Source organism: Mycolicibacterium chengduense, from assembly GCF_033741155.1.
In the GTDB taxonomy this organism is placed as follows: domain Bacteria; phylum Actinomycetota; class Actinomycetes; order Mycobacteriales; family Mycobacteriaceae; genus Mycobacterium.
This window is the reverse complement of sequence record NZ_JAWQNH010000006.1, coordinates 376,577-396,506: the sequence shown is the minus strand read 5'-3', so window position 1 is coordinate 396,506 and position 19,930 is coordinate 376,577. Positions and strand designations below refer to the sequence as shown.

Below are 19,930 nucleotides of genomic sequence, written 5' to 3'. Positions count from 1 at the left end.
AGGCGGTTAAGGAGCCCGGCATGCCCATCGACTTCGCGATGACTGCGAAACAGAGCGCGATCAAACGCCGGGCACGGGAGTTCGCGACGGAAGTGCTGCGCCCGGCGGCGGAGCGTGCAGACGCATTGGCCGACCCGCAGGCGGCGTTCCTTGCCATGCGACCGGTATACCGGCAGGCGGCGGAGGCGGGCTTCACCACCATGTTCTTGCCCCGCGAGTACGGAGGAGGTGGAGCCTCCCATGTCGACTTCCTCATCGCGATCGAGGAACTGTGCGCGGCAGATCCCGGGTTCCCGACGACAATCCTCGTCAACGGCCTGGCCTTGATGCCAATCCTGTGGCACGGCACCGACGAACAACGCGACCGCTGGATCACCCGGGCCGCGTCCGACCGCGATGGCTCCTTCCTTGCCGGCTGGGTGGTCAGCGAACGTGGTGGTACCGCCAACTTCGATCACCCGAGCTCTTCAGCGGGTATCCAGCTGCTGGCCCGACACCACCCCCGTCAAGGGCGATACACCCTCAACGGCGAGAAGCACTGGCCTTGCAACGCGGGCGGCTGGGACTTATTGGGCGCCGACCTCAATGTCTGCGTCGCGCGGACTGATTGCTCGAAGGGTAGCGCCGGCGCCCTGAGCGTCTTCGTCGTCGAACGCGGCACGGCCGGTATCGAATACGAGGTCATCGACAAGCTTGGACACCGCACCTGCCAGAACGTCACCATGACATTTCGTGATGTGAAGGTGCCCGAGCAGAATGTGCTGGCCCGCGGCGACGGCGATCTGTTGATCAACCGAAATTTCAGCTGGTCTGCACCGATAGCCAGCATCGCCGCGGTAGGTGCGGCGCGCTGCGCCTACGAATTCGCGCTCAAGTGGGCCAAGACCTACACCGGCGGTGGTTCCGCTCCGATCATCCACCACCAAGCGGTGGGGAATCTACTCACCGAGGTCGCAGCCCGCATCGAGGCAGCCCGGTACTTTTCCTGGAAGGCAGCGCATTACCTGGACCGTCATCCCGGCCAGGGCCATGCGCTGAGCGGAATGAACAAGACGTTCTGCGGAGATCTTATGCACAGCGTGGTGTTCGACTGCATGAGGATTGTGGGGGTGAACGCGCTCGACAAACGGTTCCCGCTCGCCAAGCTCTACCGTGAGGCCGTCGTATTCCCGCTGTACGACGCAGGAAACTTGGCCATGCAGCGCCGCCGAGCCTGGGGAGCCATGGCGCACCGCGACTTCTCGACCGATGCGTTCGCCGATGACGAGCCGCTCGAATTCACTAGGGAGATGCAGGGATTCGGAACCACGCCCAGCTGATGATCGATGTACTAGTCGCCCGTGTCTTTACTCGGACGCATCGACACGGCGCGCTAGTGATGAGTCGGCAGCAGCGTTGACGCGATTGTGCCCAGTGCTTTCACCGCGGCTGCGGCGTCGCGCTGATACTGCGCTTGCACGATAGCGCCATCAACTGCCACGCCGAGCGCTTGTGCCGTTCGGGTTCGGTTCGCACCCGGCGGAAGTGTCGCTTTGATGGCAGCGACCATGTCGGCCTTATGGCGCGCGGTGATGGCGTGCACCTCGGGCAGCTCGGCGCCGATTTCGTTGACACTGTTGATGAATGCGCAGCCGCGGAACGCGTCTGACGTCAGCCATTCTTCGATCGCGGATACCACCGCGGGCCGGCGGCGATTGCCGGTTCCGTGGCGATCGAGCGCGTCGACAAACCAGTCCATCCAACGCCGGTGTCGCAACTCCAGAAACGCCACGATCAGAGCGTCTTTGCTGGGAAAGTGACGATAGAACGTCACCTTGGTGACGCCGGCTTCGGCTATCACCTTGTCGATACCGGTGGCTCGAATTCCGTCGCGGTAGAACAGCCGGTACGCGGTGGCCAGTATCCGCTCTCGAGCCGGGAGGGCCGGCACGTCGATCTGCGGATCCAGAGGCTGGGTGATGCTCACCCCATCAGAGTAGACAACTCTGTCTACATGCGCTAGCGTTCCTTCTATGTAGACAGATCCGTCTACATAGATCGTCGCCCCAAGGAGAGACAATGAACATGACTTCTGCAGTGAGCATCAAACCGCCAGTGCCACCGTTCACTGACGAATCGGCTGCCGTGAAGGTCCGGCTGGCCGAAGACGCCTGGAACAGCCGCGACCCGCAGCGGGTAGCCCAGGGCTATTCAGTCGACAGCGTCTGGCGCAACCGGTCGGTGTTCGTGACAGGCCGCGCGCAGATCATCGACTTCTTGAGCGGCAAGTGGGACCGCGAACACGAGTACCGCCTCATCAAGGAATTGTGGGCGCACAGCGACGACCGCATCGCGGTCCGGTTCGCGTACGAATACTACGATCACTCAGGCCAGTGGTTCCGCGCCTACGGCAACGAGAACTGGCAATACAACGAACACGGCCTGATGACACACCGCCACGCCAGCATCAACGACCTCCGGATCGAGGAAGGACAACGCAAGTTCTTCTGGGACACCAATGCGCCACGACCAGCCGATCATCCCAGCCTGTCCGAACTGGGCCTGTGACCCTTGGGGCCCGCTCGGCCATCCTGATGCCGGCGTCACGCCGGGGGCGGGCGGTAGCCACGCGACTCGACGAGGTCGTGGGCGAGTCGCCTGAAGGCGGCGGCCGCCGCACTCTGGTAGGCGCCTTCGCGCTGCAGAAGGACGACAGAGCGGGCTGGTATGGGCGGATCGAGCGGCACCGGGGCCAGATGATGATGGTCGTGCGCGACGGCATCAGGTAGCACGGTGGCTAACGATGTGCGGTGCACAATCTCGATAAGGGCCTGAATCGAGTTGGCCTCCAGCGTGATCCGCGGTTCGACGCGGTGTTCGGCAAAAAATGCGTCGACGTACTTCCGGGTGGCAAAGTCGGCGCTCAGTAGCGCCAGATGTTCGCTGTCCAATGCCCGTACCGGCAGCGGATCGGGCAGTTCATCGGCGTGCGAGCGGCTGGCGACCAAACCCAGTGTCTCGCTGAACAGCACATCGGCGGCAATCCCCGGCGCATGTGAACCGGCGAAGGCGATTCCTACGTCAAGGTCGTCAGCGAGCAGGCACGCTTCGATGTCGTTTTGGGACCTCTCGGACACCGTCAGCCGAATGCCCGGATGCCTGAGCTGAAGGCCTGCGGCGAGCGGGCCCACCAGGTAGGCGATGAACGTCGGCGTGACACCCAGCCGTAGATGACCGCGGGATAAGTCTTGGACGTCATTGACGGCTCGTTCGGCCGCGGTGATTTCACGCAGTGCGCGCTGGACGTGGTCCACATAGGCAACGCCGACATCTGTGAGCCGCACAGCACGGCTGCTCCGGTCCAGCAGTTGGGCGCCGACAACGTGCTCCAACTGCTTGATCTGCTGAGACAGCGTGGGTTGAGAGACGTAGAGCACTTCTGCGGCCCGGGAAAAACTGCCGTGTTCGGCCACGGCCAGCAGATAACGCAGGTGACGCAACTCGACAGCCGCCATCCACCAACTATAGATGCCATCGATCGACACACTTACATCCCTCTATTGGACGCTATAGACGCCCGTAGAGCATGGTGAAGTAGTCAGCCACCACGGAAGGAAACCCACATCGTGATTCACGCCCAAATCGATCCCACCACTCGCCAACTCCTCGCCGCCGCGGCCGTCGAGGCCAAAACTCGCAAGGACCTGTCCTGGCAGCAGATCGCCGATGCCGCTGAACTGTCCGTCGCCTTCACGACCGCAGCCGTTCTGGGCCAGCACGCGCTGCCGGAAGCATCAGCGCGGGCCGTCGGCGCCCTGCTGGGACTGGACGAGGAAGCGGTGCGCCTTCTGCAGACCATCCCCACCCGCGGCTCGATCCCCGGCGGCATACCCACCGACCCGACCATCTACCGCTTCTACGAGATGCTGCAGGTCTATGGCACCACCCTCAAAGCGCTCGTCCACGAGCAGTTCGGCGACGGCATCATCTCGGCCATCAACTTCCGACTCGACGTGAAGAAAGTTGCCGACCCCGACGGAGGCGAACGCGCCGTCATCACGCTGGACGGCAAGTACTTGCCGACCGTGCCCTTCTGAACGGCCGCCGCATCCGCGGATACCCGCTGCCGACAACGCCATTCAGGCCATCGATGTGCCGCCGGCGGTCCCGGCGATAATCCGTAGTGGCCGCGCTGTCCTGGACAGGGTCGCTCACGTTCGGTCGGTCAACGGCCCGTGTAGGTGGCCTTCCCCGGGCCGACATCGAGGAAGCTGCGCACCGCGCCGCGCAGGTCGTCGGTGGCGAATAATGCACCCGAAACGTCCGGAGTGATGATGTCGGCATGGGCCACACCGCCCGAACGCCACGCTGCGACGATCGCCTTGGTCGCCGCGTGCGCCTTGGTCGGGCCGTCGGCGAGGCGCTCAGTGAGTGCGCGGGCCTCCGCGTCGACATCGTCGTGCACCGCATTCACCACTCCCCAGTCGGCGAGCGTCGTTGCGTCATACAGATCCCCGGTCATCACCAACTCCCGGGCGCGTCCCGAACCGGCCCGCTCGGCCAGCCGCTGCGGGCCGCCCATCGACGGCGTCAGTCCGACGACCGTCTCGACGAGACCGAACTTCGCCCGCGGGGCCGCCAGGATCAGATCGCAGGCCAGTGCGACTTCGAACGCTGCGGTGAGCGTCAGCCCGTGCGCGGCAAACACCACCGGGCACGGCAGCGCTTCGATGGGGTGGATGATCCCGTCGAACAGCCGCCGCCATAGGTCGGCGGCCTGCTGTGGCGTCAACCCGTCGAAGACGTGCACGTCGACGCCCGCCGAGTTCACCTTGCCCTCGGCTCGCAGCAGCAGCGCACGCGGTGGCTCGGCGGTCAACTCGTGCAGCCGCGCAGTCAAGGCGTCGAACATCGACTGATCGAAAAGGTTCAGCGGGCCGTGCGCGAAGGTCAGCACGGCGACGTCGGCGCCACTGGCAGTCGCCGAGCGTTCGAGAGTGAGGGATTCAACAGGCACGCGGCCAGCGTGCCACATCCCGCGCCTGACCAGCGGCCGAGGCCGGCGCCCGGTCCGCGCTACCGGCCGGTAGCTAAGCTTCGAGGCAGAGTTGCCGCACGAGGAGTCAGCCATGAAGCGCACATTGTTCGACGCCGACCACGAGGCGTTCCGCGAGTCGGCCCGCGAGTTCGTCACGCGGACCCTGGAGCCGAACGAAGAGAAGATGATCGAGCAGCGCTTCGTCGACCGGGACAGCTGGCTCGAGGCGGGTCGCAACGGGTTCCTCGGTCTGGAGGTGCCAGAGGAATACGGCGGAAGTGGTGCTGAGGACTACCGCTTCAACGCGATCTTCAACGAGGAGTTGGCGCGTTCCAGCGCCGCGGTCGCCTCGGCGTTCTCCATCCAGTTCGACATCGTCGCGCCGTACCTGGTGAAGCTGAGCACCGAGGAGCAGCGGCAGAAGTACCTGCCGCGGTTCTGTTCCGGTGAGCTGATCACAGCCATCGCGATGACGGAGCCGTCGGGCGGCTCCGATCTCGCCGCGCTCAAGACCACCGCCGTGCGCGACGGCGACGACTACGTCATCAACGGGTCCAAGACATTCATCACCAACGGCACCCAGGCCGACCTGATCATCGTCGCCACACGCACGTCGCCGGAGAAGAAGGCGCGGGGCATCACCCTGTTCGCGGTGGAAGCGACCGACGAGGGCTTCTCCCGCGGCCGCAAACTCGACAAGGTGGGCCAGCCCGAGGCCGACACCGCCGAGCTGTTCTTCGAGGATCTGCGTGTGCCGTCCTCGCGCATGATCGGTGAACTCGACAGCGGCTTCATCCACATGATGCAGCTGCTGCCGCAGGAGCGCATCAGCGGTGCCGTGCAGAACCTGGCACACGCTCGCCGCACCCTCGAAGACACCATCACATACACCAAGGAACGCAAGGCGTTCGGCCAACAGATCGGCTCGCTGCAGTACAACAAGTTCCTGCTCGCCGAGCTGATCACCAAGCTCGACGTCGCACAGGCTTTCATCGACAACTGCGTGCTGGCCCACACCCGCGGCGAGTTGTCCGCGATCGACGCCGCCAAGGCCAAATGGTGGAGTTCCCAGGTGCAGAACGAAGTCCTGGACCACTGCGTGCAGCTGCACGGGGGCTACGGCTATATGAACGAGTACCGGGTGGCCCGCGCCTGGAAAGACGCCCGCGTGACCAAGATCTGGGCCGGCTCCAACGAGATCATGAAAGAACTCATCGGGCGAGACCTTGGTTTGTAGCGCCGGCCACGCTGGTGATGCCGCCCTCGGCGAAACGCACCATCGCCTGATGACGCTCATCGATGTCGTGTGCGTGCACGCGACCGCTGGTGAGGCTGTCCAGGCGCATGTTGTTGGAATAGGTGTGCATCGACGCCGCGACCAGATGTAGGTAGGCGTCATGAAGAGCGGCATCGCCGGCGTCGGGAAACACGTCGCCCAACCGGGCGATGAAGTCGGCGGCGATGCCGTTGAACTCCTCGGCGACCAGGCCGCGAATCGGATGCCCGGAGTTGGCGAGCTGGGCGATCAAGCGAAAGTAGTTGTCCCAACCGGGATCACCGGCACGCTCGCGCATCGGCTCACTGAACGCCTCGATCAGGGCGCGCAGACGCCGGGCGCGGCTGCCCCGCGTGGGTAACGCTGCCAAACGCGACCGACGGTCGGCGTTGAGCGGCAGGATGCGACGCGACACCACTGCGCGGAACAGCCCCTCCTTCCCGCCGAACTGTTCGCTGACCGCTGCCAGGCGTGTTCCGGCATGGTCGGTGATGTCACGGACACTGATACCGAAGTAGCCCTGGTCGGCAAAGAGTGCCTCGGCACTGTCGAGCAGCCGGTTGCGCAGATCGGCACGGCCGGCTTCACGCGACGTCGCGCCTGCGCAGGCCGCCGCACGCGTGCTCATGACCCGATGATCCGGTGTTCGATGCTGCCGATGCCGTCGATGCTCAGGTGCAGGACATCCCCGCTGCGCAGCCAGTGCCCGGATTCCATGCCACTGCCGCCGGGAAGTGTTCCGGTGCCGAATAATTCACCGGGGTACAGGCATTCGCTTCGGGATGCGTGCGCCAACACCTCCCCGAGACTGTGCGCCATACCGGCGCTGGACACCGTCTCGACCACCGCGCCGTTGATCGACACGCGTCCTTCGAGTTGATCAACGCGGGGCAGTATCTCCTCGGCAGTGACCGCGACGTCAGACATCGAGCTGACGAAGTGTTTGGCCTTTTGCGGGCCCAGGCCACTGTCCATCTCGGCGCGCTGTACGTCGCGGGCGCTGAAGTCGTTGAGCACCACGAACGCACCGATCGCACCGATCGCCTCGGCCGGTGTCGCGTTGTACAGGCCGCGGCTGAGCACGAACCCGATCTCCAATTCGAAATCCAAGGCTCGGCTATAAGACGGCGGAGCGATCGGGGTGCCCGACGGCACGAACGTCATCGCGTTGGACATGTAGTAGATCGGCTGCGAATAGAAGAGCTTGTGGGGTTTCAGTAGCGGGAAGGGGCGCCCGGTGATCGCTTCGGCGGCCGCGATGACCCGGTATTGAGCGTGATGGAACCGGCGTACCAGGCCCCGGCTCGCATCCAGGACGTGACGCTCGTAGAGCATGAAGTCCCGAAACGACACCGGCTGAAACGGCAGCAAGAGTTGGCTGCGCTGCAGGTGCTCGTCGGCGCGGGCCATCTCCCAGGCTTCGTCGAAGATCTGCCCGCCCACCGGTGAGCGGTCGTCGACGGGGTGCCAGTCATCCCCGCCGGTCAGCGTCTGCAGTTGTAGACCGGTGCGGGTGCGAACGCGTCGCAGCTTCATGCCGTGCCTTCCCATCGTGTCGGAACAGTTGTTCCGAACTCCGCCGCTTCGATGCTAGCCTCGGAACGATTGTTCCGTAAACGATGAGGCTCAGTATGGGCAAGACCACCGATGGGGGTGTTCGGACTACGACCATGACCGACGCCACCCTGCCGCAAAAGCTGTTCGTGACGGCCTGCGCCGCCACCCGCACCACCAACCTCGCGACGCGCTGGACCGGCGCGGCCCCGTTCTTGCCGAAACTGTTCGTCCTGCGCTACGCCAACATGGGCGGCCTCGACCACACCGAGTTCGCCCGTCAGATCCGCCGAGCGCGGTCGTTCCGCGACGACCGCTGGTGCGCGCACTGGGACCGCATTGCCGACCAACACGCCCGCCGCGCCACCGACCTACTGCGCGAGCTCGCCGGCAAAAGCACTGCCGTCACCTCCGACCTCGCCGACCCGGCCGCCGAGGAGATCACCATCTTGGCCAGTTTGATCGCCCCCGCGGCAACGCTGTTCGCCGACCATGGACCACAACCAGGCCAACGCTTCATCACCACCCTTGTCGACAGATATGCCAAGCCGGCTGACAGCGTTCGAATTACATTGGCGTTCAGAGCCATCGACGCTTGGGTCAAAGCCATCACCTACTACCAGATCAGCGCCTTCCCCGGACACAGCACTCAGCGCATGCAGGCCTACCGACGCTCACGAAAGCTGTTCGACACCCTGATCACGGCCATCGCCCCAGCGATCGATATCACCGCAGAGCACATCGAGATTTCCGTCCCCGGCGGTGATGTCGTCCGCGGGTGGCTCGTCCTACCATCGGGCCCCGGCCCACACCCCGTGGCGTTGATCACCAACGGGCTGGAAGGCACCGTGCAAGAACTGGCCGTCGGGCAATTGCGCTACCGTGCATCCGGCCTCGCGGTGTTCATGATGGAAATGCCCGGCAGCTACTCCTACACCAATCCCATGGGCGCCGCATCCGAGACGATCTACCACCACGTCATCGATCATCTCAGTGCCGACCGCAGGCTCGACCCCGACCGCATCGCCATGGTCGGGGTCAGCTTCGGTGGCTACTGGGCTGCCCGGATGGCCGCCGCCGACGACCGACTGGCATGTGCCATCGCATGCGGAGCCCCCACAGACCACTCTTTCAGCGGCGGATCGCTGGGCACCCCCGAAATCATCATCAGCGCACTGTCCGACACCCTCGGAGCCACCAGTCCCCTCCACCTCCTGCGCACCCTCAAAGCCCTCTCCATTCGGGATCGCTACGCGCACATCACCATTCCGCTACTTGCTATCAACGGCGACCACGACACTCTCATGGCCACCCAAGACACCATCGACCTCGCGGGCGCTGCGCCGCGAGGAGAATTGCTGCTCTATCCCGACGACGACCACTGCGCCATGCGGCATTACCGCGACTGGCTCGACCATTCCCAAAACTGGCTGATCGCACATCTCACGGCGGCGACGTAGCCTAGCTGCGCAACCGCCTCGGGTTCGGTTGCGACCCTATGGACTGCGACTCGCCCTGCCTGCTGGGTCAACTCACAAACACTATTTGTGAGTTCACAACATCAGCGCGACTACCGTGTTGCGCTCGCCGGCGCAACCATAGCTGTGCAGTCCTTTCGGTGCCAGACGCCTACCGCGAGAGCTTCACCGCGGTGGTGCTGGACCCACCCAGCTTGAAGGAGCACACGCGCATGCAGTCACCAGCCCTCGGTGGACCGCCATCGGCGCCGGACCGGCAAGGTCATTGCGACGAGCCACGACGTGGTCCCGGCGGTGGCGAGATCCTGTCGTCAGTCAGCTCGCGTCACCCGGGAATATGACTGCGGCAGTGCGCGCGGTGTCCTGGGCATTGTCGGCAGCAGCTGTGATGTCGGCGTTCGTGGTGACAGCAGCATCCGAACCGCCTGCACGCCGGGACTGCCTAGCAACCGCCGTTACCGACATCTGCACTGCGACTGCACAGGCTGCCTTCACCACGACTCCGCCAAAGACCGGCGGACTGCCGCTACCGAATGATCCGCGGTGGCGAGCGCTTGGTTACGACCCGAAATGGCCGGCGGTGGGCCACAACCCGAAATGGCAGAGCCTCGTATACGACCCGAAGTACAAAGGATTCCAGCCACCATCGAAGAAAACGGGACAGGTGCGCGATGAGCACAGCCTTGGCGAGCCTGCTGACTCGCGGGTGCGCCGAGGACACCGGGCGAATGCGTGAAACGAAGCAAGAGTGGAACCAGAGGCGCGCCGGCCACCCATGCCCACCCATCAAATCCGACCCGACACAGGATCGCCCTTGTATGGTCAACCCATGGCCGACCCCCGCGTCCTGGAGTTTGACCTGCCGCACCTGCGCCTGACGGCCCTGGAGTGGGGTCCGTCCGACGGCCGGGTCGCGCTGTGCGTGCACGGCTTCCCGGACAGCGCGCACAGTTGGCGCCATGTGGCTCCGATGCTGGCGGATAACGGGTTTCGGGTGATCGCACCCTTCACCCGGGGCTACGCGCCCACCGGGCCCGCGCCCGACGGCGACTATCACCTCGGCGCACTCATGTCCGATCTCGTCGAACTGCACGCCGCGCTCGGGGCCCCCGCTGACGCTGTGCTGATCGGACACGACTGGGGCGGGTGGACGGCCAACGCGCTGGCCGCCTCCCCCGACTCCCCCTTCGCCGCTCACATCTCCCTGGCGCTGCCGCCTATCCGCGCCATCGCGAAGGCATCCCTGCGCCTGACCCGGACGGTGACCATGGGAGCGCGCCAGCTCCGAATGAGTTGGTACATCTTGTTCTTCCAAACCCCGTTGGTGCCGGAGCGGGTGCTCGACCGCGTCATCCCCCGGCTGTGGAAGGACTGGTCCCCGCCGGGCACCGACGTCGACGACGATGCCGCCCGGACACTCACCGCGCTTCCCAGTGCCGCACATCGTCGCGCCGCCGTCGGGTACTACCGCGCCAATATGCGGTTCACACCGGCATCCAAGCCCTACAAGCAGCTGCACCGCTACCGGCTGAGGCTGCCGCGCGTCCCGGTGCTCTTGTTGCACGGCGACACCGACGGCTGCATGCAGGCGGGTTACCTGGACGGCGCCCAGGACTTGCTACCTCCCGGCAGCAAGATTCAAATAATCGCGGGCGCAGGGCATTTCCTGCAGATAGACCAACCCGAGGCGGTTACCGCGGCTATTCTGCAGTATCTCGGCTAGGTCTGTCCGACCCGTCCGGTCAGCGATTGGATCGTCTGGATCTCGCTGTCCCGGTACGCGCGTCCGTCGGGATATAGCAGGTCGTGGAACCACAGCTTGGGTTCCGCCGGCGACGGGTGGTCCCACGAATCCCACGGGAAGTAAGTCTGTGTCTTACCGGCCACCAAGCCCCAGTTGTACACTCCGATATTGCGGCGCTTGGCAATCGGCAAGATGGCCTCGATGGTGCTGCCTTCCGGGCGAGCCAGATATTCCGTGCACAGCAGCGGACGCCCCAGCGGGACGAGTTCGTTGACACGGTCCTCGAAGTCGGCCGGCTTGCCGTAGGAGTGGAAGCTGATGACATCGGAGTTATCCAACTGGATGCGGGCCATCGCGCTGAGCTTGCCCGGTGCCCAACTCCCCTGCCAGACCCCGCTCGTCAGAGGTTGGACCGGATTGGCCGCACGTGCCCACTGGAACACCTGCGGCAGCAACGCCGTCACCAACGCGATCTTGTCGGACCGTTCCGTCGTGCGGTAGACCTTGGCGGGGTTATCGGGTTCGTTCCACAGATCCCAGCCCAGCACCCGATTGTCGTTGCGGAAGAGGCTGATGACGCCGGTCACATAGTCGTACAACACATTCCGGTAACGCTGGTCGCCCAGCAGCGCCGCACCCGGACTCTGCACCCAGCCCGAGTTGTGCACACCGGGAACCGGCGCATGCTGTGGGCCCAGCTTGGGGTTGGGATCCCAGCACGAGTCGAAGAACACGAACAGCGGCTTGATCCCGTGGCTGGCCGCGATACCGACGAACTGGGCCAGCTTACGCTGAAAACCCGAACGGTCCTGGGTCCAAAGCTGGTCATGCAGGAACACCCGCATGGTGTTGAACCCGATCTGCCTGGCCACCCGTAGTTCGCCATCGATTCGCCGGGGGTCATAGGTGCCTGACTGCCACATCTCGATCTGGTTGATGGCGTTTGCCGGAATGTAGTTGGCCCCTACCAGCCAATCTTGAGCTTTGTACCAGGCATTGGCTCGTTCGGCCGGCCACCGCACGGGATCTGCCGAGGCAAGGGGGATGTGGGCAAGCGCCGCTCCGGTGGCCAGGAACAGAGGCAGTTTGAGGGCGGTACGACGATCCACTTGCCGAACATAGTTTGCCAACACTCTCCTTGAGGTCCCGCTTATCGAATAGCAACCAAGGGGCGTGGGAATCGTTATAACCGAGCCCCCGACACGAGAAACGGCCGTATCATTCGGCGGGTGCGGCACTGCGCTCCCGTGACGTCCCCCGGTGTCTCTTCGCTGCGCCGGCGGTATCCGTTACGCCGGCCAGCCCCGCTCCATGTCCGCCGATACGACGGAGTACCCGCCAGATAGCTTCGGCATACGACGTTTTCGCGAGAACGTCGAGTCGGCGCGGCCACTGAGACGAACAGGGAGACGAGCAGGGAGGTCCCATGATCGAGGTGATGTCGGACATGCCCGCGGGCGTGACGGGCATCCGGGTGTCGGGCCGGATCAGCGGTGACGATCTACGCGCCTTCACCCCGACGATGCAACGACTCGGCGGGTCCGGCGAGATCCGGATCGTCGAAGTCATCGCACCGGACTACGAAGGCTTCGGCCCCGGCGGCCTCGCGGCCGACCTCAAGCTGGGCTTCGGCGCGCTTCTGCAGCACCATTCGGCGTTCAAGCGCATAGCCGTGGTGTCGGACAAGGAATGGGTGCGCCACACACTGCACGCCCTGGCGTGGATGGTCCCCGGCGAACTGGCCCTGTTCACCCTGGACGAGCTCGCCGAGGCCGCGAAGTGGGCCGCGGGCTGACGATGTCGCACGGGCCGTCGATGACCGGGCAGACGGTCGTGCTCGTCGGGGGAAGTGCCGGCATCGGGCGCGCGACCGCGCGTCGAGTCCGAGCCGAGGGCGCCGAGGTGATCCTCACCGGGCGCGACCCGAACCGGCTGGCCGCGGCTGCAGCCGAGGTCGACGCCCAACGCACCGCCGCGTTCGACGCCACTGACAGTCCGGCATTGGCCCGGTTCTTCGATGACCTACCGGGACCGATCGACCACGTGCTGATCACCGCAGGAGGGCCGCGCTACCGGCCAATGCTCGACATGGGCCGCGAAGAGATCCGTGAGGCGCTCAGCGGCCACGCCATGCTGGGGTTGGAAGTCGCCCGCCACGCTCAGGCGAGGATGCGGCCCAGCGGCAGCCTGGTGTTGATGGGCGGGACCGGCGGACGCCGCATCGATCATCGCTTGGGCATCGTCCCTGCCGCAACGGCGGTGCTTCCGCCGTTCACCGCGGCGCTGGCGTTGGAACTGGCACCGATCCGGGTGAACCTGATTGCCGCAGGATTCGTCGATACGCCGCTTTCGGCAGCGCTGCTGGGCGAGGGCCTGGACCAACGACGGCAGGAACTGGCCGCAACGCTGCCCATCGGACGGGTGGTGCAGCCCGATGACGTCGCGGCGTTGGCCGTGCATCTGATGGTCAACACCGCGCTGACCGGTGCGACCTACGATATCGACGGTGGCCAGCAGTACGTTTGACGCGGTGAGCACGCCGGCGCATCCCCCGGTAGCGCGACGGCCGCCGCACCACGAAGGTGCGACGGCCACCACGACACGCTAGAGCCGGGCGAAGGTATTCATCTGGCCATCCCACACGCCCCATGTCCCCAGATCCGGGTTCCAGACGATCGTCATGCCGGTCGCCCAATCCGGCAGCTCCGGCTGAGCCGGCGCATCCATCGGCGGGGTCACCGGCGTCGTTGCCCACACCGGTGCCGTGGGGAACGAGATCCGGTCTTGCGGCATCGGGCCGCCGTGCCCCGGCGGCGGCAGGTAGCCCTGCCCCGGAGGCAGCGGGGTGCCCGGTTGGCCGGCGTTCGCCCCGGGCCCGGTCACCGCGGTCGGCCACGGCGCCGGCGTCCGGTCACCGCCGCCGGCGTTGTCGGAGTTGCCGGGGCTCGGACTCGGCGGCGGGGTGTGGGGATCGGCCTGCGCCAAACCCACCCCGAGACCGCCCAAGCCGAGCAGACCAGCGGTGGCAATTCCAGCTGCGAAAGTCTTCATCTGCATCACATGTACCTCCGAAATACGTTGGAGTGCGACCTGAGTCGGTGCAGCACTCGACGTGCACTTTCTGCATGTGACCCGTCGACATTTGACCTGTAGCCAACGGCTGAGCCCCCGCCCGAAAGCCGGGATAACCCGTCACCCGGGAGGTAAACCTGTCGATTTGCTGGACGCGGCGACGACGTGCCGCGGCCTCCCCACCGTTGTCAATATTTCTTGACATGCGCACTGCGTCAACATAGGTTGACAGATATGACCGAACTCAGCGCGTTGGCCGATGCGGCCGCCAGTACGGACCCCGCCGAAGGCCTACGCGCGGTGCGAGCACTACAACGACTTCAGGAGCGATTGGAGGCCGTCCACGTCGCGAATGCGCGCGCTCAAGGGTGGAGTTGGCAGGCGATCGCCGACGCGCTGGGGGTCAGCCGACAGGCCGTTCACCAGAAGTTCAACCGGCGGAGATGATCATGTTCGAACGTTTCAGCCGCCATGCCCGAATCGCGGTGGTCCTGGCACAGGAAGAGGCCAAGGAACTCGGCCAACGCGATCGAGCCGCAGCATCTGCTGGTCGGGGTGCTGCAGAGCACAAGCCGGGAATTCTCGGCCGCACTGGCAGCCAGTGGAGTGACCACCGACGCGGTGCGCAGAAGGGTGACCGCGAGTGCAAGTGCCCCCTCTTTCGATGACGACGCCGACGCCCTGCGGGCCATAGGAATCGACTTGCACGCGGTGCGGGACAGTGTCGATCACACTTTCGGAGCGGGAGCTTTCGACAACGCGGCCTCCAGGTCAGGTCGGCCACCCCGGCGCGGCACGCTGCCCTTTGCCAAGGCCACCAAGAAGGCACTTGAACTCGGATTGCGAGAAGCGTTGGCGCACAAGGTGTCGGTGATCGAGTCCGAGCACCTACTGCTGGACATCATGTGCGGTGGCGACGTCGTCGCGTGCGGGCTGATCGCCGAGCATGTCGAGCTCGACGCGCTTCGTGGCACGATCGACGCCCTCCTCCGCCGAGCGGCCTGACCGCCGGAGGATGACGGGTTTCCTGGCGTTGCACCACGTAACTCGCGAACACCATCAGTGCAGCCAGGGGCAGGCCAGCTTCGTCACAGGCTGGACTACTACTAACTGTGTAGTATCACCGTGTCGGATCAGTCATACGGAGGCAACGGTTGTCGACTATTCAAGGGCTGCCCGCCCACGTCCTGTTCGTGCACTTCATCGTGGTGCTGGCCCCGCTCACCGCCGTGCTGGCCATCCTCTGCGCCGTATGGCCCGCGGCGCGTCGGCGGCTGGTGTGGCTGGTCGTCGCGTTGGCCGCGGCGACCACCATCCTCACACCGCTGACCACTGAGGCCGGGGAATGGCTCGAACACCAGACGCAACGCACCCCGCTGTTGCATGAACATGCCGAACTCGGCGACACCATGGTGTATTTCGCGGTAGCACTCCTGGTCGCGGCGGTGCTGCTCGCCGTTGTCCACATCCGTGAAACCCGCGAGCGCCCACTCAAACCGCTTGTCGGCTGGGTTCTCGCGGCGATCATCGTCATCACCGCCGTCGCCACCACGGTGCAGGTGGTGCGGATCGGCGACTCGGGCGCCCGATCGGCGTGGGGGGACGCGGTGGCCGACACCGCGGGACAGTGATTGTCCTAGCACTCAGCCGATGACCGTGGACAGCGTCTCGCCGACTTCCGGGGCCAACCGGTCCTGGATGACATCGGCCGCCAAGTAACTCTGACCACTGAGCACGAAGGCGACCAATCCCGCGGCCAGCACCGCACTGCGGCGCTGGCGCACCGGTGGCGCGCCCACCAGTGCCACCACCCGCACGCGCGCGTCGCTCGGGGGGCCGGTGATGTGACAAACGCCCGGCCTGACCACACGCGCACACAACAGTGCCGCACGTGCGACGGCTTGTGCGGCGGTGCGGCGATCGCGGCGTGCGGCGTACTCGTCGGCGCAGCGTTCGGCCGCCAACCGCACGACGTGGCACCACGGCCGCAGCATCGGATTGATCCGGGTGGCCAATTCGACCGCTTGCACATGCAGATGGTGATGGTGGCGCAGATGTGCGCGTTCGTGGTCGATCACGGCACGGCGCTCGTCGGCCGTCAAAGCCCCCGCCAGAGCGGTCGTGAGCACGATCAGTCCCCCGCCGCGGCCGGGCACCGCGAACGCATCTGCTCGATCATCATCGAGTATCAGCACCCCGGCGTCATCGCCGCGGTGGTCCCGGAAGGCACGATTCACCCGCACCGACGACCACACGTTTCGGGCATGCCGAACCGCACTGAAGACGCCGGCGGCTGCAGCCACCGCCAACACCGAACCAGCTGCGCGGCAGGCGATATCGCATTGATTGGACAGCACCGTGGCGCCCGCGGCCAGCGATATCCAGCTGCTCACCGACACCGTGACCGCCAGCCAGGCCACCACTGGTACCAGCCAGTCGGGGTGGAACCTCGATATCAGGCGGGGCAACTGCCACGTCAGAACCGCCGCGACCAGCCACGGCACACTGAGCAGTATGCCGACGTTCACCGCTGATCACCACTGGATTCATTGCGGGACAGGACTTCTCGAAGCAGGGCCTCATCCTCCGCGGAGAGGCTGGCCACAAAGCTGGACAGTACATCGGCACGGGCATGCTCGCCGTCGAGCTCACGGCGCATGCGCAGCGCCGCCTGCAGGGCCGGGATATCACCCGGCGTGGCTACAAGGCGGTACCGGTGCGAGCGGCCCGTACGGTGACGGGTCAGTGCCCCCTTGTCGGCCAGCCTGGTGAGAACCGTCATCACCGTGGTGTAGGCCAGCTCGGCATCCAGCTCCGCGCGCACCTCGGCCACCGTCATCGCCGCTCCCCCGGCCATGACGGCGATCACCGCACTCTCCAGATCGCCTCGGTCTCTGCGCACCGCCCACTCCCTTCACGTTGAGCATAGGAGACCTGAGGCGAGCGAAGCGACGGGGGAAAGACCCAGGGCGAGCGAAGCGACGGGAGCAACCGGGTGACCAAATGCCCTAGCCGCCGGTGGCGACTCGATTAAAGCTGAGGGTGTTCGACAACGAGGAGAAGTGATGACCGGTCGCCGCCTGAGCGTCCTGGAAACTGGCTACCTGCAGGCCGAGGATGCCGATGGTCATGTCAGCTTGGCGCTCGCTGCGCTTGCCGTGCTGGACGGCCCGGCCCCGGATATGCCCACCCTGTTGACGGTGCTGGAAGAACGCACCGCCGGGCTTCCCCGGTGCCGCGAGGTGCTGCACGAAGTGCCGATGAGCCTGGCCGCGCCGCAATGGGTCGTCGACCGCTCCTTCGACATCACCCACCATGTCCGGCGGGTGACCGTCGCGGCGCCCGGTGACGATGCCGCGGTGTTCGCCGTCGTCGGGCAGGCAATGGAGCGGCGCCTGGATCGCTCGCGGCCGCTGTGGGAATGCTGGGTGATCGACGGCCTCGCCGGTAACCAGTGGGCGATTCTGATCAAGATCCATCACAGCATCGCCGACGGTATCGCGGCGTCGGCGATGCTGGAGCAGATCTGCGACGATGCTGCGGCAGTGGTTCCGGCCGCGGAGCAGCCCTGCCCCGCGGCCGACAGCGGCCATGCCTGGAGCCTCAACCCGGTCGACTGGTTGCGAACGGCCCTGCAGGTCTCCACGGATGTGTCCCGGACCGCGCTGAGAGTGGCGACCGGTGCAACCGAATTGGCTTCCGCTCTGTTCGCGTCGACACCACGGTCCTACACCGGCCCGTTGAGCGATCTGCGTCGTTATAGTGCTGCGCGGGTGCGGCTGGCGGATGTTCGTATGGTCAGTGAGCGATTGGGAGTCACGATCAACGACGTGGCGCTCGCCGCCGTTGCCGACAGCTTTCGGTCGGCGATGCTGCGGCGCGGCCACACTCCACGGGCCCACTCCCTGCGGACGGCGGTGCCGGTTTCGCTGCGTACTCCGGATGCATTGCACATCCCCGACAACCGGATCGCGGTGACACTGCCGCAATTGCCGGTCGAGTATGCCGACCCGTTGCGCCGACTGCAGGCAGTCCATGAGCGGATGAACGCCGTGAAATCGGGCGGCCAGATCAGCGCCGGTGCGCTCGCCGTGGCGGCGGCCGGGCTGCTGCCGTACGCGGTCACCGCGCCGGTGGTCCGGCTGCTGAGCCGACTGCCGCAACGCGGAGTGGTCACCGTCGCCACCAATGTGCCTGGGCCGCATCGCCGGCTGACGTTCGCGGGGCACGATATTCAGGCGCTGCTCCCTGTCCCGCCGATCGCGGTGCACCTGCGTACCGGCATCGCCATCCTGAGCTACGCCGACGAACTGGTCTTCGGCGTGATCGCCGACGCGGACAGTCCCGTCGGTCCGGACGAATTGGCCCGCGGCATCGAAGCCGGCGTTGCGCACGTGGTGTCCATCGCCGCTGCCGCGCGGCACTCACGGCGGCTGGGCAATCTGCTGCTCCTGGCCGGTTAAGCCGACGGCACAAGCGAATAGGAGACACACGATGGTCTACGACCACGATATGGGCTGGTGGGGTTTCGCCGGGATGGGTATCGGCATGGCGGTGTTCTGGGCGGCCGTCCTGTTCGGCATCATCGTGACCGCGGTGTATCTCGTCGGAGAACGCCGGTCCCCTGCGTCCACCGGGCATCAGCGGACTGCCGAGGACATCCTGGCCGCTCGGTTCGCCCGCGGCGAAATCGACGAGGCCGAATATCGCCAACGCATCAACACACTGCGAGACCACGTCCAGCGCTAGCGTGGGATTCATGGCTGCACCAATCATGCGGGCCTGGCGGGTCCGCACACCTGGACCCATGCCCACCCGACCACTGGAGTTCGTCACCACCGCGGTCGGCAAACCGACGGCGACGAGGTGTTGATCGCCGTGCACGCCTGCGGAGTGTGCCGCACCGATCTGCACGTCACGGAGGGTGATCTGGCCGTCCACCGGCCTCATGTCACGCCAGGTCACGAAGTCGTCGGTGAAATTGTCACCCTGGGACCGAAAGCCACCGGCCTGTCCGTCGGCGACCGGGTCGGGGTGGCGTGGCTGCGGCACACCTGCGGGAAATGCCGATACTGCCTGGCCGGCCGGGAAAACCTTTGTCCGCAATCACTTTACACAGGATGGGACGCCGACGGCGGCTACGCTGAGTACCTCACTGCGCCGGCACCATATGTGCATCGATTACCCGAGGGCTACTCCGATGCCGAACTCGCTCCCCTGCTGTGCGCCGGCATCATCGGCTATCGGTCGCTGCTGCGCGCCGACTTGCCGCCCGGCGGGCGTTTGGGTATCTACGGTTTCGGCGGCAGCGCGCACCTGACCGCTCAGGTGGCGCTGGCCCAAGGAGCCGAAGTGCATGTGATGACCCGTGGGGATGCGGCCCGCGAACTCGCCCTGGCGTTGGGCGCTGCCTCGGCGCAGGGTGCAGCCGATCGTCCCCCGGTACCACTGGATTCCGCCATTCTCTTTGCGCCCGTTGGCGATCTGGTTCTCCCTGCGCTGGAGGCGCTCGACCGCGGCGGCACCCTGGCCATCGCCGGTATTCACCTCAGCGACATCCCGACGCTCAACTACCAACGTCATCTGTTCCAGGAACGGCAGGTGCGGTCGGTGACGTCGAACACCCGCGCCGACGCACGCGAATTCCTGGACTTCGCCGGGCGCCACCACCTCGCCGTCAGCGGACCCGAGTATCCGCTGGATCGTGCCGACGCGGCGCTGGATGACCTGAGCTGCGGCCGGATCGCGGGCGCAGCGGTGTTGCGGGTCGGCTGAAGACACCGCCGGTG

General features: G+C 65.7%; 22 protein-coding genes and 1 pseudogene. 14 read left to right on the top strand and 9 right to left on the bottom strand.

Annotated features, from left to right (window positions below; genetic code table 11):
• Nucleotides 1-20 precede the first annotated feature (20 nt).
• Nucleotides 21-1,319: an acyl-CoA dehydrogenase family protein gene (locus tag SBI67_RS23950; protein ID WP_318982939.1), complete on the top strand. Its 1,299-nt coding sequence runs from the start codon at nt 21-23 to the stop codon at nt 1,317-1,319.
• 53 nt (nt 1,320-1,372) lie between these two features.
• On the opposite strand, the gene SBI67_RS23945 is transcribed toward SBI67_RS23950, so the two are convergent.
• On the bottom strand, nt 1,373-1,966 hold the full coding sequence (locus SBI67_RS23945; protein ID WP_318982938.1) for a TetR/AcrR family transcriptional regulator: 594 nt from the start codon (nt 1,964-1,966) through the stop codon (nt 1,373-1,375).
• 98 nt (nt 1,967-2,064) lie between these two features.
• Between SBI67_RS23945 and SBI67_RS23940 the strand changes: the two genes are divergently transcribed.
• A complete protein-coding gene (locus SBI67_RS23940) occupies nt 2,065-2,547 on the top strand; it encodes a nuclear transport factor 2 family protein (protein WP_318982937.1) in 483 nt (160 codons plus the stop codon).
• 35 nt (nt 2,548-2,582) lie between these two features.
• Here SBI67_RS23940 and cynR read toward each other — a convergent pair whose 3' ends face one another.
• A complete protein-coding gene (gene cynR, locus SBI67_RS23935; RefSeq protein ID WP_318982936.1) occupies nt 2,583-3,494 on the bottom strand; it encodes a transcriptional regulator CynR in 912 nt (303 codons plus the stop codon).
• A 111-nt stretch (nt 3,495-3,605) separates the two neighbouring features.
• Here cynR and cynS point away from each other — a divergent pair, with 111 nt between their 5' ends.
• Nucleotides 3,606-4,076, top strand: coding sequence for a cyanase (cynS, locus tag SBI67_RS23930; protein ID WP_318982935.1), 471 nt, complete (start codon nt 3,606-3,608; stop codon nt 4,074-4,076).
• 128 nt (nt 4,077-4,204) lie between these two features.
• Here the strand turns inward: cynS and SBI67_RS23925 are convergent, their stop codons facing one another.
• Complete coding sequence (locus tag SBI67_RS23925) at nt 4,205-4,996, bottom strand: enoyl-CoA hydratase/isomerase family protein (protein ID WP_318982934.1); 792 nt, start codon at nt 4,994-4,996, stop codon at nt 4,205-4,207.
• A gap of 112 nt (nt 4,997-5,108) precedes the next feature.
• On the opposite strand from SBI67_RS23925, the gene SBI67_RS23920 reads away from it, so the two are divergent.
• Nucleotides 5,109-6,254, top strand: coding sequence for an acyl-CoA dehydrogenase family protein (locus SBI67_RS23920; protein WP_318982933.1), 1,146 nt, complete (start codon nt 5,109-5,111; stop codon nt 6,252-6,254).
• On the opposite strand, the gene SBI67_RS23915 is transcribed toward SBI67_RS23920, so the two are convergent.
• Together SBI67_RS23915 and SBI67_RS23910 are read right to left on the bottom strand one after the other, a co-directional pair.
• A complete protein-coding gene (locus SBI67_RS23915; protein WP_318982932.1) occupies nt 6,229-6,921 on the bottom strand; it encodes a TetR/AcrR family transcriptional regulator in 693 nt (230 codons plus the stop codon). The two genes, SBI67_RS23920 and SBI67_RS23915, sit on opposite strands and share 26 nt — an antisense overlap.
• Nucleotides 6,918-7,829 (bottom strand): fumarylacetoacetate hydrolase family protein, encoded by a 912-nt coding sequence (locus tag SBI67_RS23910; protein WP_318982931.1) that lies wholly within the window; start codon nt 7,827-7,829, stop codon nt 6,918-6,920. Before SBI67_RS23910 ends, SBI67_RS23915 begins: the two co-directional genes overlap by 4 nt.
• A 134-nt stretch (nt 7,830-7,963) precedes the next feature.
• Between SBI67_RS23910 and SBI67_RS23905 the strand changes: the two genes are divergently transcribed.
• The gene (locus SBI67_RS23905) at nt 7,964-9,307 is read left to right on the top strand and encodes an alpha/beta hydrolase family protein (protein ID WP_318982930.1); all 1,344 of its coding nucleotides are present in this window, start codon (nt 7,964-7,966) and stop codon (nt 9,305-9,307) included.
• 847 nt (nt 9,308-10,154) lie between these two features.
• A complete protein-coding gene (locus SBI67_RS23900; RefSeq protein ID WP_318982929.1) occupies nt 10,155-11,048 on the top strand; it encodes an alpha/beta fold hydrolase in 894 nt (297 codons plus the stop codon).
• On the opposite strand, the gene SBI67_RS23895 is transcribed toward SBI67_RS23900, so the two are convergent.
• Nucleotides 11,045-12,178 carry a glycoside hydrolase 5 family protein gene (locus tag SBI67_RS23895; RefSeq protein ID WP_318982928.1) on the bottom strand — a complete coding sequence of 378 codons (1,134 nt, stop codon included), beginning with the start codon at nt 12,176-12,178 and terminating at the stop codon, nt 11,045-11,047. The genes SBI67_RS23900 and SBI67_RS23895 overlap by 4 nt on opposite strands.
• A gap of 317 nt (nt 12,179-12,495) precedes the next feature.
• On the opposite strand from SBI67_RS23895, the gene SBI67_RS23890 reads away from it, so the two are divergent.
• Together SBI67_RS23890 and SBI67_RS23885 are read left to right on the top strand one after the other, a co-directional pair.
• Complete coding sequence (locus tag SBI67_RS23890; protein WP_318982927.1) at nt 12,496-12,864, top strand: SpoIIAA family protein; 369 nt, start codon at nt 12,496-12,498, stop codon at nt 12,862-12,864.
• 20 nt (nt 12,865-12,884) lie between these two features.
• Nucleotides 12,885-13,595 (top strand): SDR family oxidoreductase, encoded by a 711-nt coding sequence (locus SBI67_RS23885; RefSeq protein ID WP_318982926.1) that lies wholly within the window; start codon nt 12,885-12,887, stop codon nt 13,593-13,595.
• A gap of 78 nt (nt 13,596-13,673) precedes the next feature.
• Here SBI67_RS23885 and SBI67_RS23880 read toward each other — a convergent pair whose 3' ends face one another.
• Complete coding sequence (locus SBI67_RS23880; RefSeq protein ID WP_318982925.1) at nt 13,674-14,120, bottom strand: hypothetical protein; 447 nt, start codon at nt 14,118-14,120, stop codon at nt 13,674-13,676.
• 255 nt (nt 14,121-14,375) lie between these two features.
• Here SBI67_RS23880 and SBI67_RS23875 point away from each other — a divergent pair, with 255 nt between their 5' ends.
• The 3 genes from SBI67_RS23875 (at nt 14,376) to SBI67_RS23865 (ending at nt 15,772) form a co-directional block, all read left to right on the top strand.
• The gene (locus tag SBI67_RS23875; protein WP_318982924.1) at nt 14,376-14,588 is read left to right on the top strand and encodes a helix-turn-helix domain-containing protein; all 213 of its coding nucleotides are present in this window, start codon (nt 14,376-14,378) and stop codon (nt 14,586-14,588) included.
• A gap of 24 nt (nt 14,589-14,612) precedes the next feature.
• Nucleotides 14,613-15,146, top strand: a complete 534-nt coding sequence (locus SBI67_RS23870; protein ID WP_318982923.1) for a Clp protease N-terminal domain-containing protein — start codon at nt 14,613-14,615, stop codon at nt 15,144-15,146.
• 149 nt (nt 15,147-15,295) lie between these two features.
• Nucleotides 15,296-15,772 (top strand): DUF2231 domain-containing protein, encoded by a 477-nt coding sequence (locus SBI67_RS23865; protein ID WP_318982922.1) that lies wholly within the window; start codon nt 15,296-15,298, stop codon nt 15,770-15,772.
• A 12-nt stretch (nt 15,773-15,784) separates the two neighbouring features.
• On the opposite strand, the gene SBI67_RS23860 is transcribed toward SBI67_RS23865, so the two are convergent.
• Both SBI67_RS23860 and SBI67_RS23855 read right to left on the bottom strand, forming a co-directional pair.
• Entirely contained in the window at nt 15,785-16,669 is an 885-nt protein-coding gene (locus tag SBI67_RS23860) for a M48 family metalloprotease (protein ID WP_318982921.1), read from the bottom strand.
• Nucleotides 16,666-17,043: a BlaI/MecI/CopY family transcriptional regulator gene (locus SBI67_RS23855; RefSeq protein ID WP_318982920.1), complete on the bottom strand. Its 378-nt coding sequence runs from the start codon at nt 17,041-17,043 to the stop codon at nt 16,666-16,668. Before SBI67_RS23855 ends, SBI67_RS23860 begins: the two co-directional genes overlap by 4 nt.
• Before the next feature lie 163 nt (nt 17,044-17,206).
• Between SBI67_RS23855 and SBI67_RS23850 the strand changes: the two genes are divergently transcribed.
• The 3 genes and pseudogenes from SBI67_RS23850 (at nt 17,207) to SBI67_RS23840 (ending at nt 19,916) form a co-directional block, all read left to right on the top strand.
• A complete protein-coding gene (locus SBI67_RS23850) occupies nt 17,207-18,604 on the top strand; it encodes a wax ester/triacylglycerol synthase family O-acyltransferase (protein WP_318982919.1) in 1,398 nt (465 codons plus the stop codon).
• Between the two features lie 31 nt (nt 18,605-18,635).
• Nucleotides 18,636-18,890 carry an SHOCT domain-containing protein gene (locus SBI67_RS23845; RefSeq protein ID WP_318982918.1) on the top strand — a complete coding sequence of 85 codons (255 nt, stop codon included), beginning with the start codon at nt 18,636-18,638 and terminating at the stop codon, nt 18,888-18,890.
• Nucleotides 18,891-18,900: 10 nt separating this feature from the next.
• Nucleotides 18,901-19,916 (top strand): annotated as a pseudogene (locus SBI67_RS23840) (zinc-binding alcohol dehydrogenase family protein).
• The last annotated feature ends 14 nt before the right edge of the window (nt 19,917-19,930 follow it).

What these genes read in the sequence shown, in the direction of transcription:
- SBI67_RS23950 (WP_318982939.1), top strand. Translation starts at nt 21, where the DNA reads ATGCCCATCGACTTCGCGATGACTGCGAAACAGAGCGCGATCAAACGC.
- SBI67_RS23940 (WP_318982937.1), top strand. Translation starts at nt 2,065, where the DNA reads ATGACTTCTGCAGTGAGCATCAAACCGCCAGTGCCACCGTTCACTGAC.
- cynR (WP_318982936.1), bottom strand. Translation starts at nt 3,494, where the DNA reads ATGGCGGCTGTCGAGTTGCGTCACCTGCGTTATCTGCTGGCCGTGGCC.
- SBI67_RS23920 (WP_318982933.1), top strand. Translation starts at nt 5,109, where the DNA reads ATGAAGCGCACATTGTTCGACGCCGACCACGAGGCGTTCCGCGAGTCG.
- SBI67_RS23915 (WP_318982932.1), bottom strand. Translation starts at nt 6,921, where the DNA reads ATGAGCACGCGTGCGGCGGCCTGCGCAGGCGCGACGTCGCGTGAAGCC.
- SBI67_RS23910 (WP_318982931.1), bottom strand. Translation starts at nt 7,829, where the DNA reads ATGAAGCTGCGACGCGTTCGCACCCGCACCGGTCTACAACTGCAGACG.
- SBI67_RS23905 (WP_318982930.1), top strand. Translation starts at nt 7,964, where the DNA reads ATGACCGACGCCACCCTGCCGCAAAAGCTGTTCGTGACGGCCTGCGCC.
- SBI67_RS23900 (WP_318982929.1), top strand. Translation starts at nt 10,155, where the DNA reads ATGGCCGACCCCCGCGTCCTGGAGTTTGACCTGCCGCACCTGCGCCTG.
- SBI67_RS23890 (WP_318982927.1), top strand. Translation starts at nt 12,496, where the DNA reads ATGATCGAGGTGATGTCGGACATGCCCGCGGGCGTGACGGGCATCCGG.
- SBI67_RS23885 (WP_318982926.1), top strand. Translation starts at nt 12,885, where the DNA reads ATGACCGGGCAGACGGTCGTGCTCGTCGGGGGAAGTGCCGGCATCGGG.
- SBI67_RS23880 (WP_318982925.1), bottom strand. Translation starts at nt 14,120, where the DNA reads ATGAAGACTTTCGCAGCTGGAATTGCCACCGCTGGTCTGCTCGGCTTG.
- SBI67_RS23875 (WP_318982924.1), top strand. Translation starts at nt 14,376, where the DNA reads ATGACCGAACTCAGCGCGTTGGCCGATGCGGCCGCCAGTACGGACCCC.
- SBI67_RS23870 (WP_318982923.1), top strand. Translation starts at nt 14,613, where the DNA reads ATGCCCGAATCGCGGTGGTCCTGGCACAGGAAGAGGCCAAGGAACTCG.
- SBI67_RS23850 (WP_318982919.1), top strand. Translation starts at nt 17,207, where the DNA reads ATGACCGGTCGCCGCCTGAGCGTCCTGGAAACTGGCTACCTGCAGGCC.
- SBI67_RS23845 (WP_318982918.1), top strand. Translation starts at nt 18,636, where the DNA reads ATGGTCTACGACCACGATATGGGCTGGTGGGGTTTCGCCGGGATGGGT.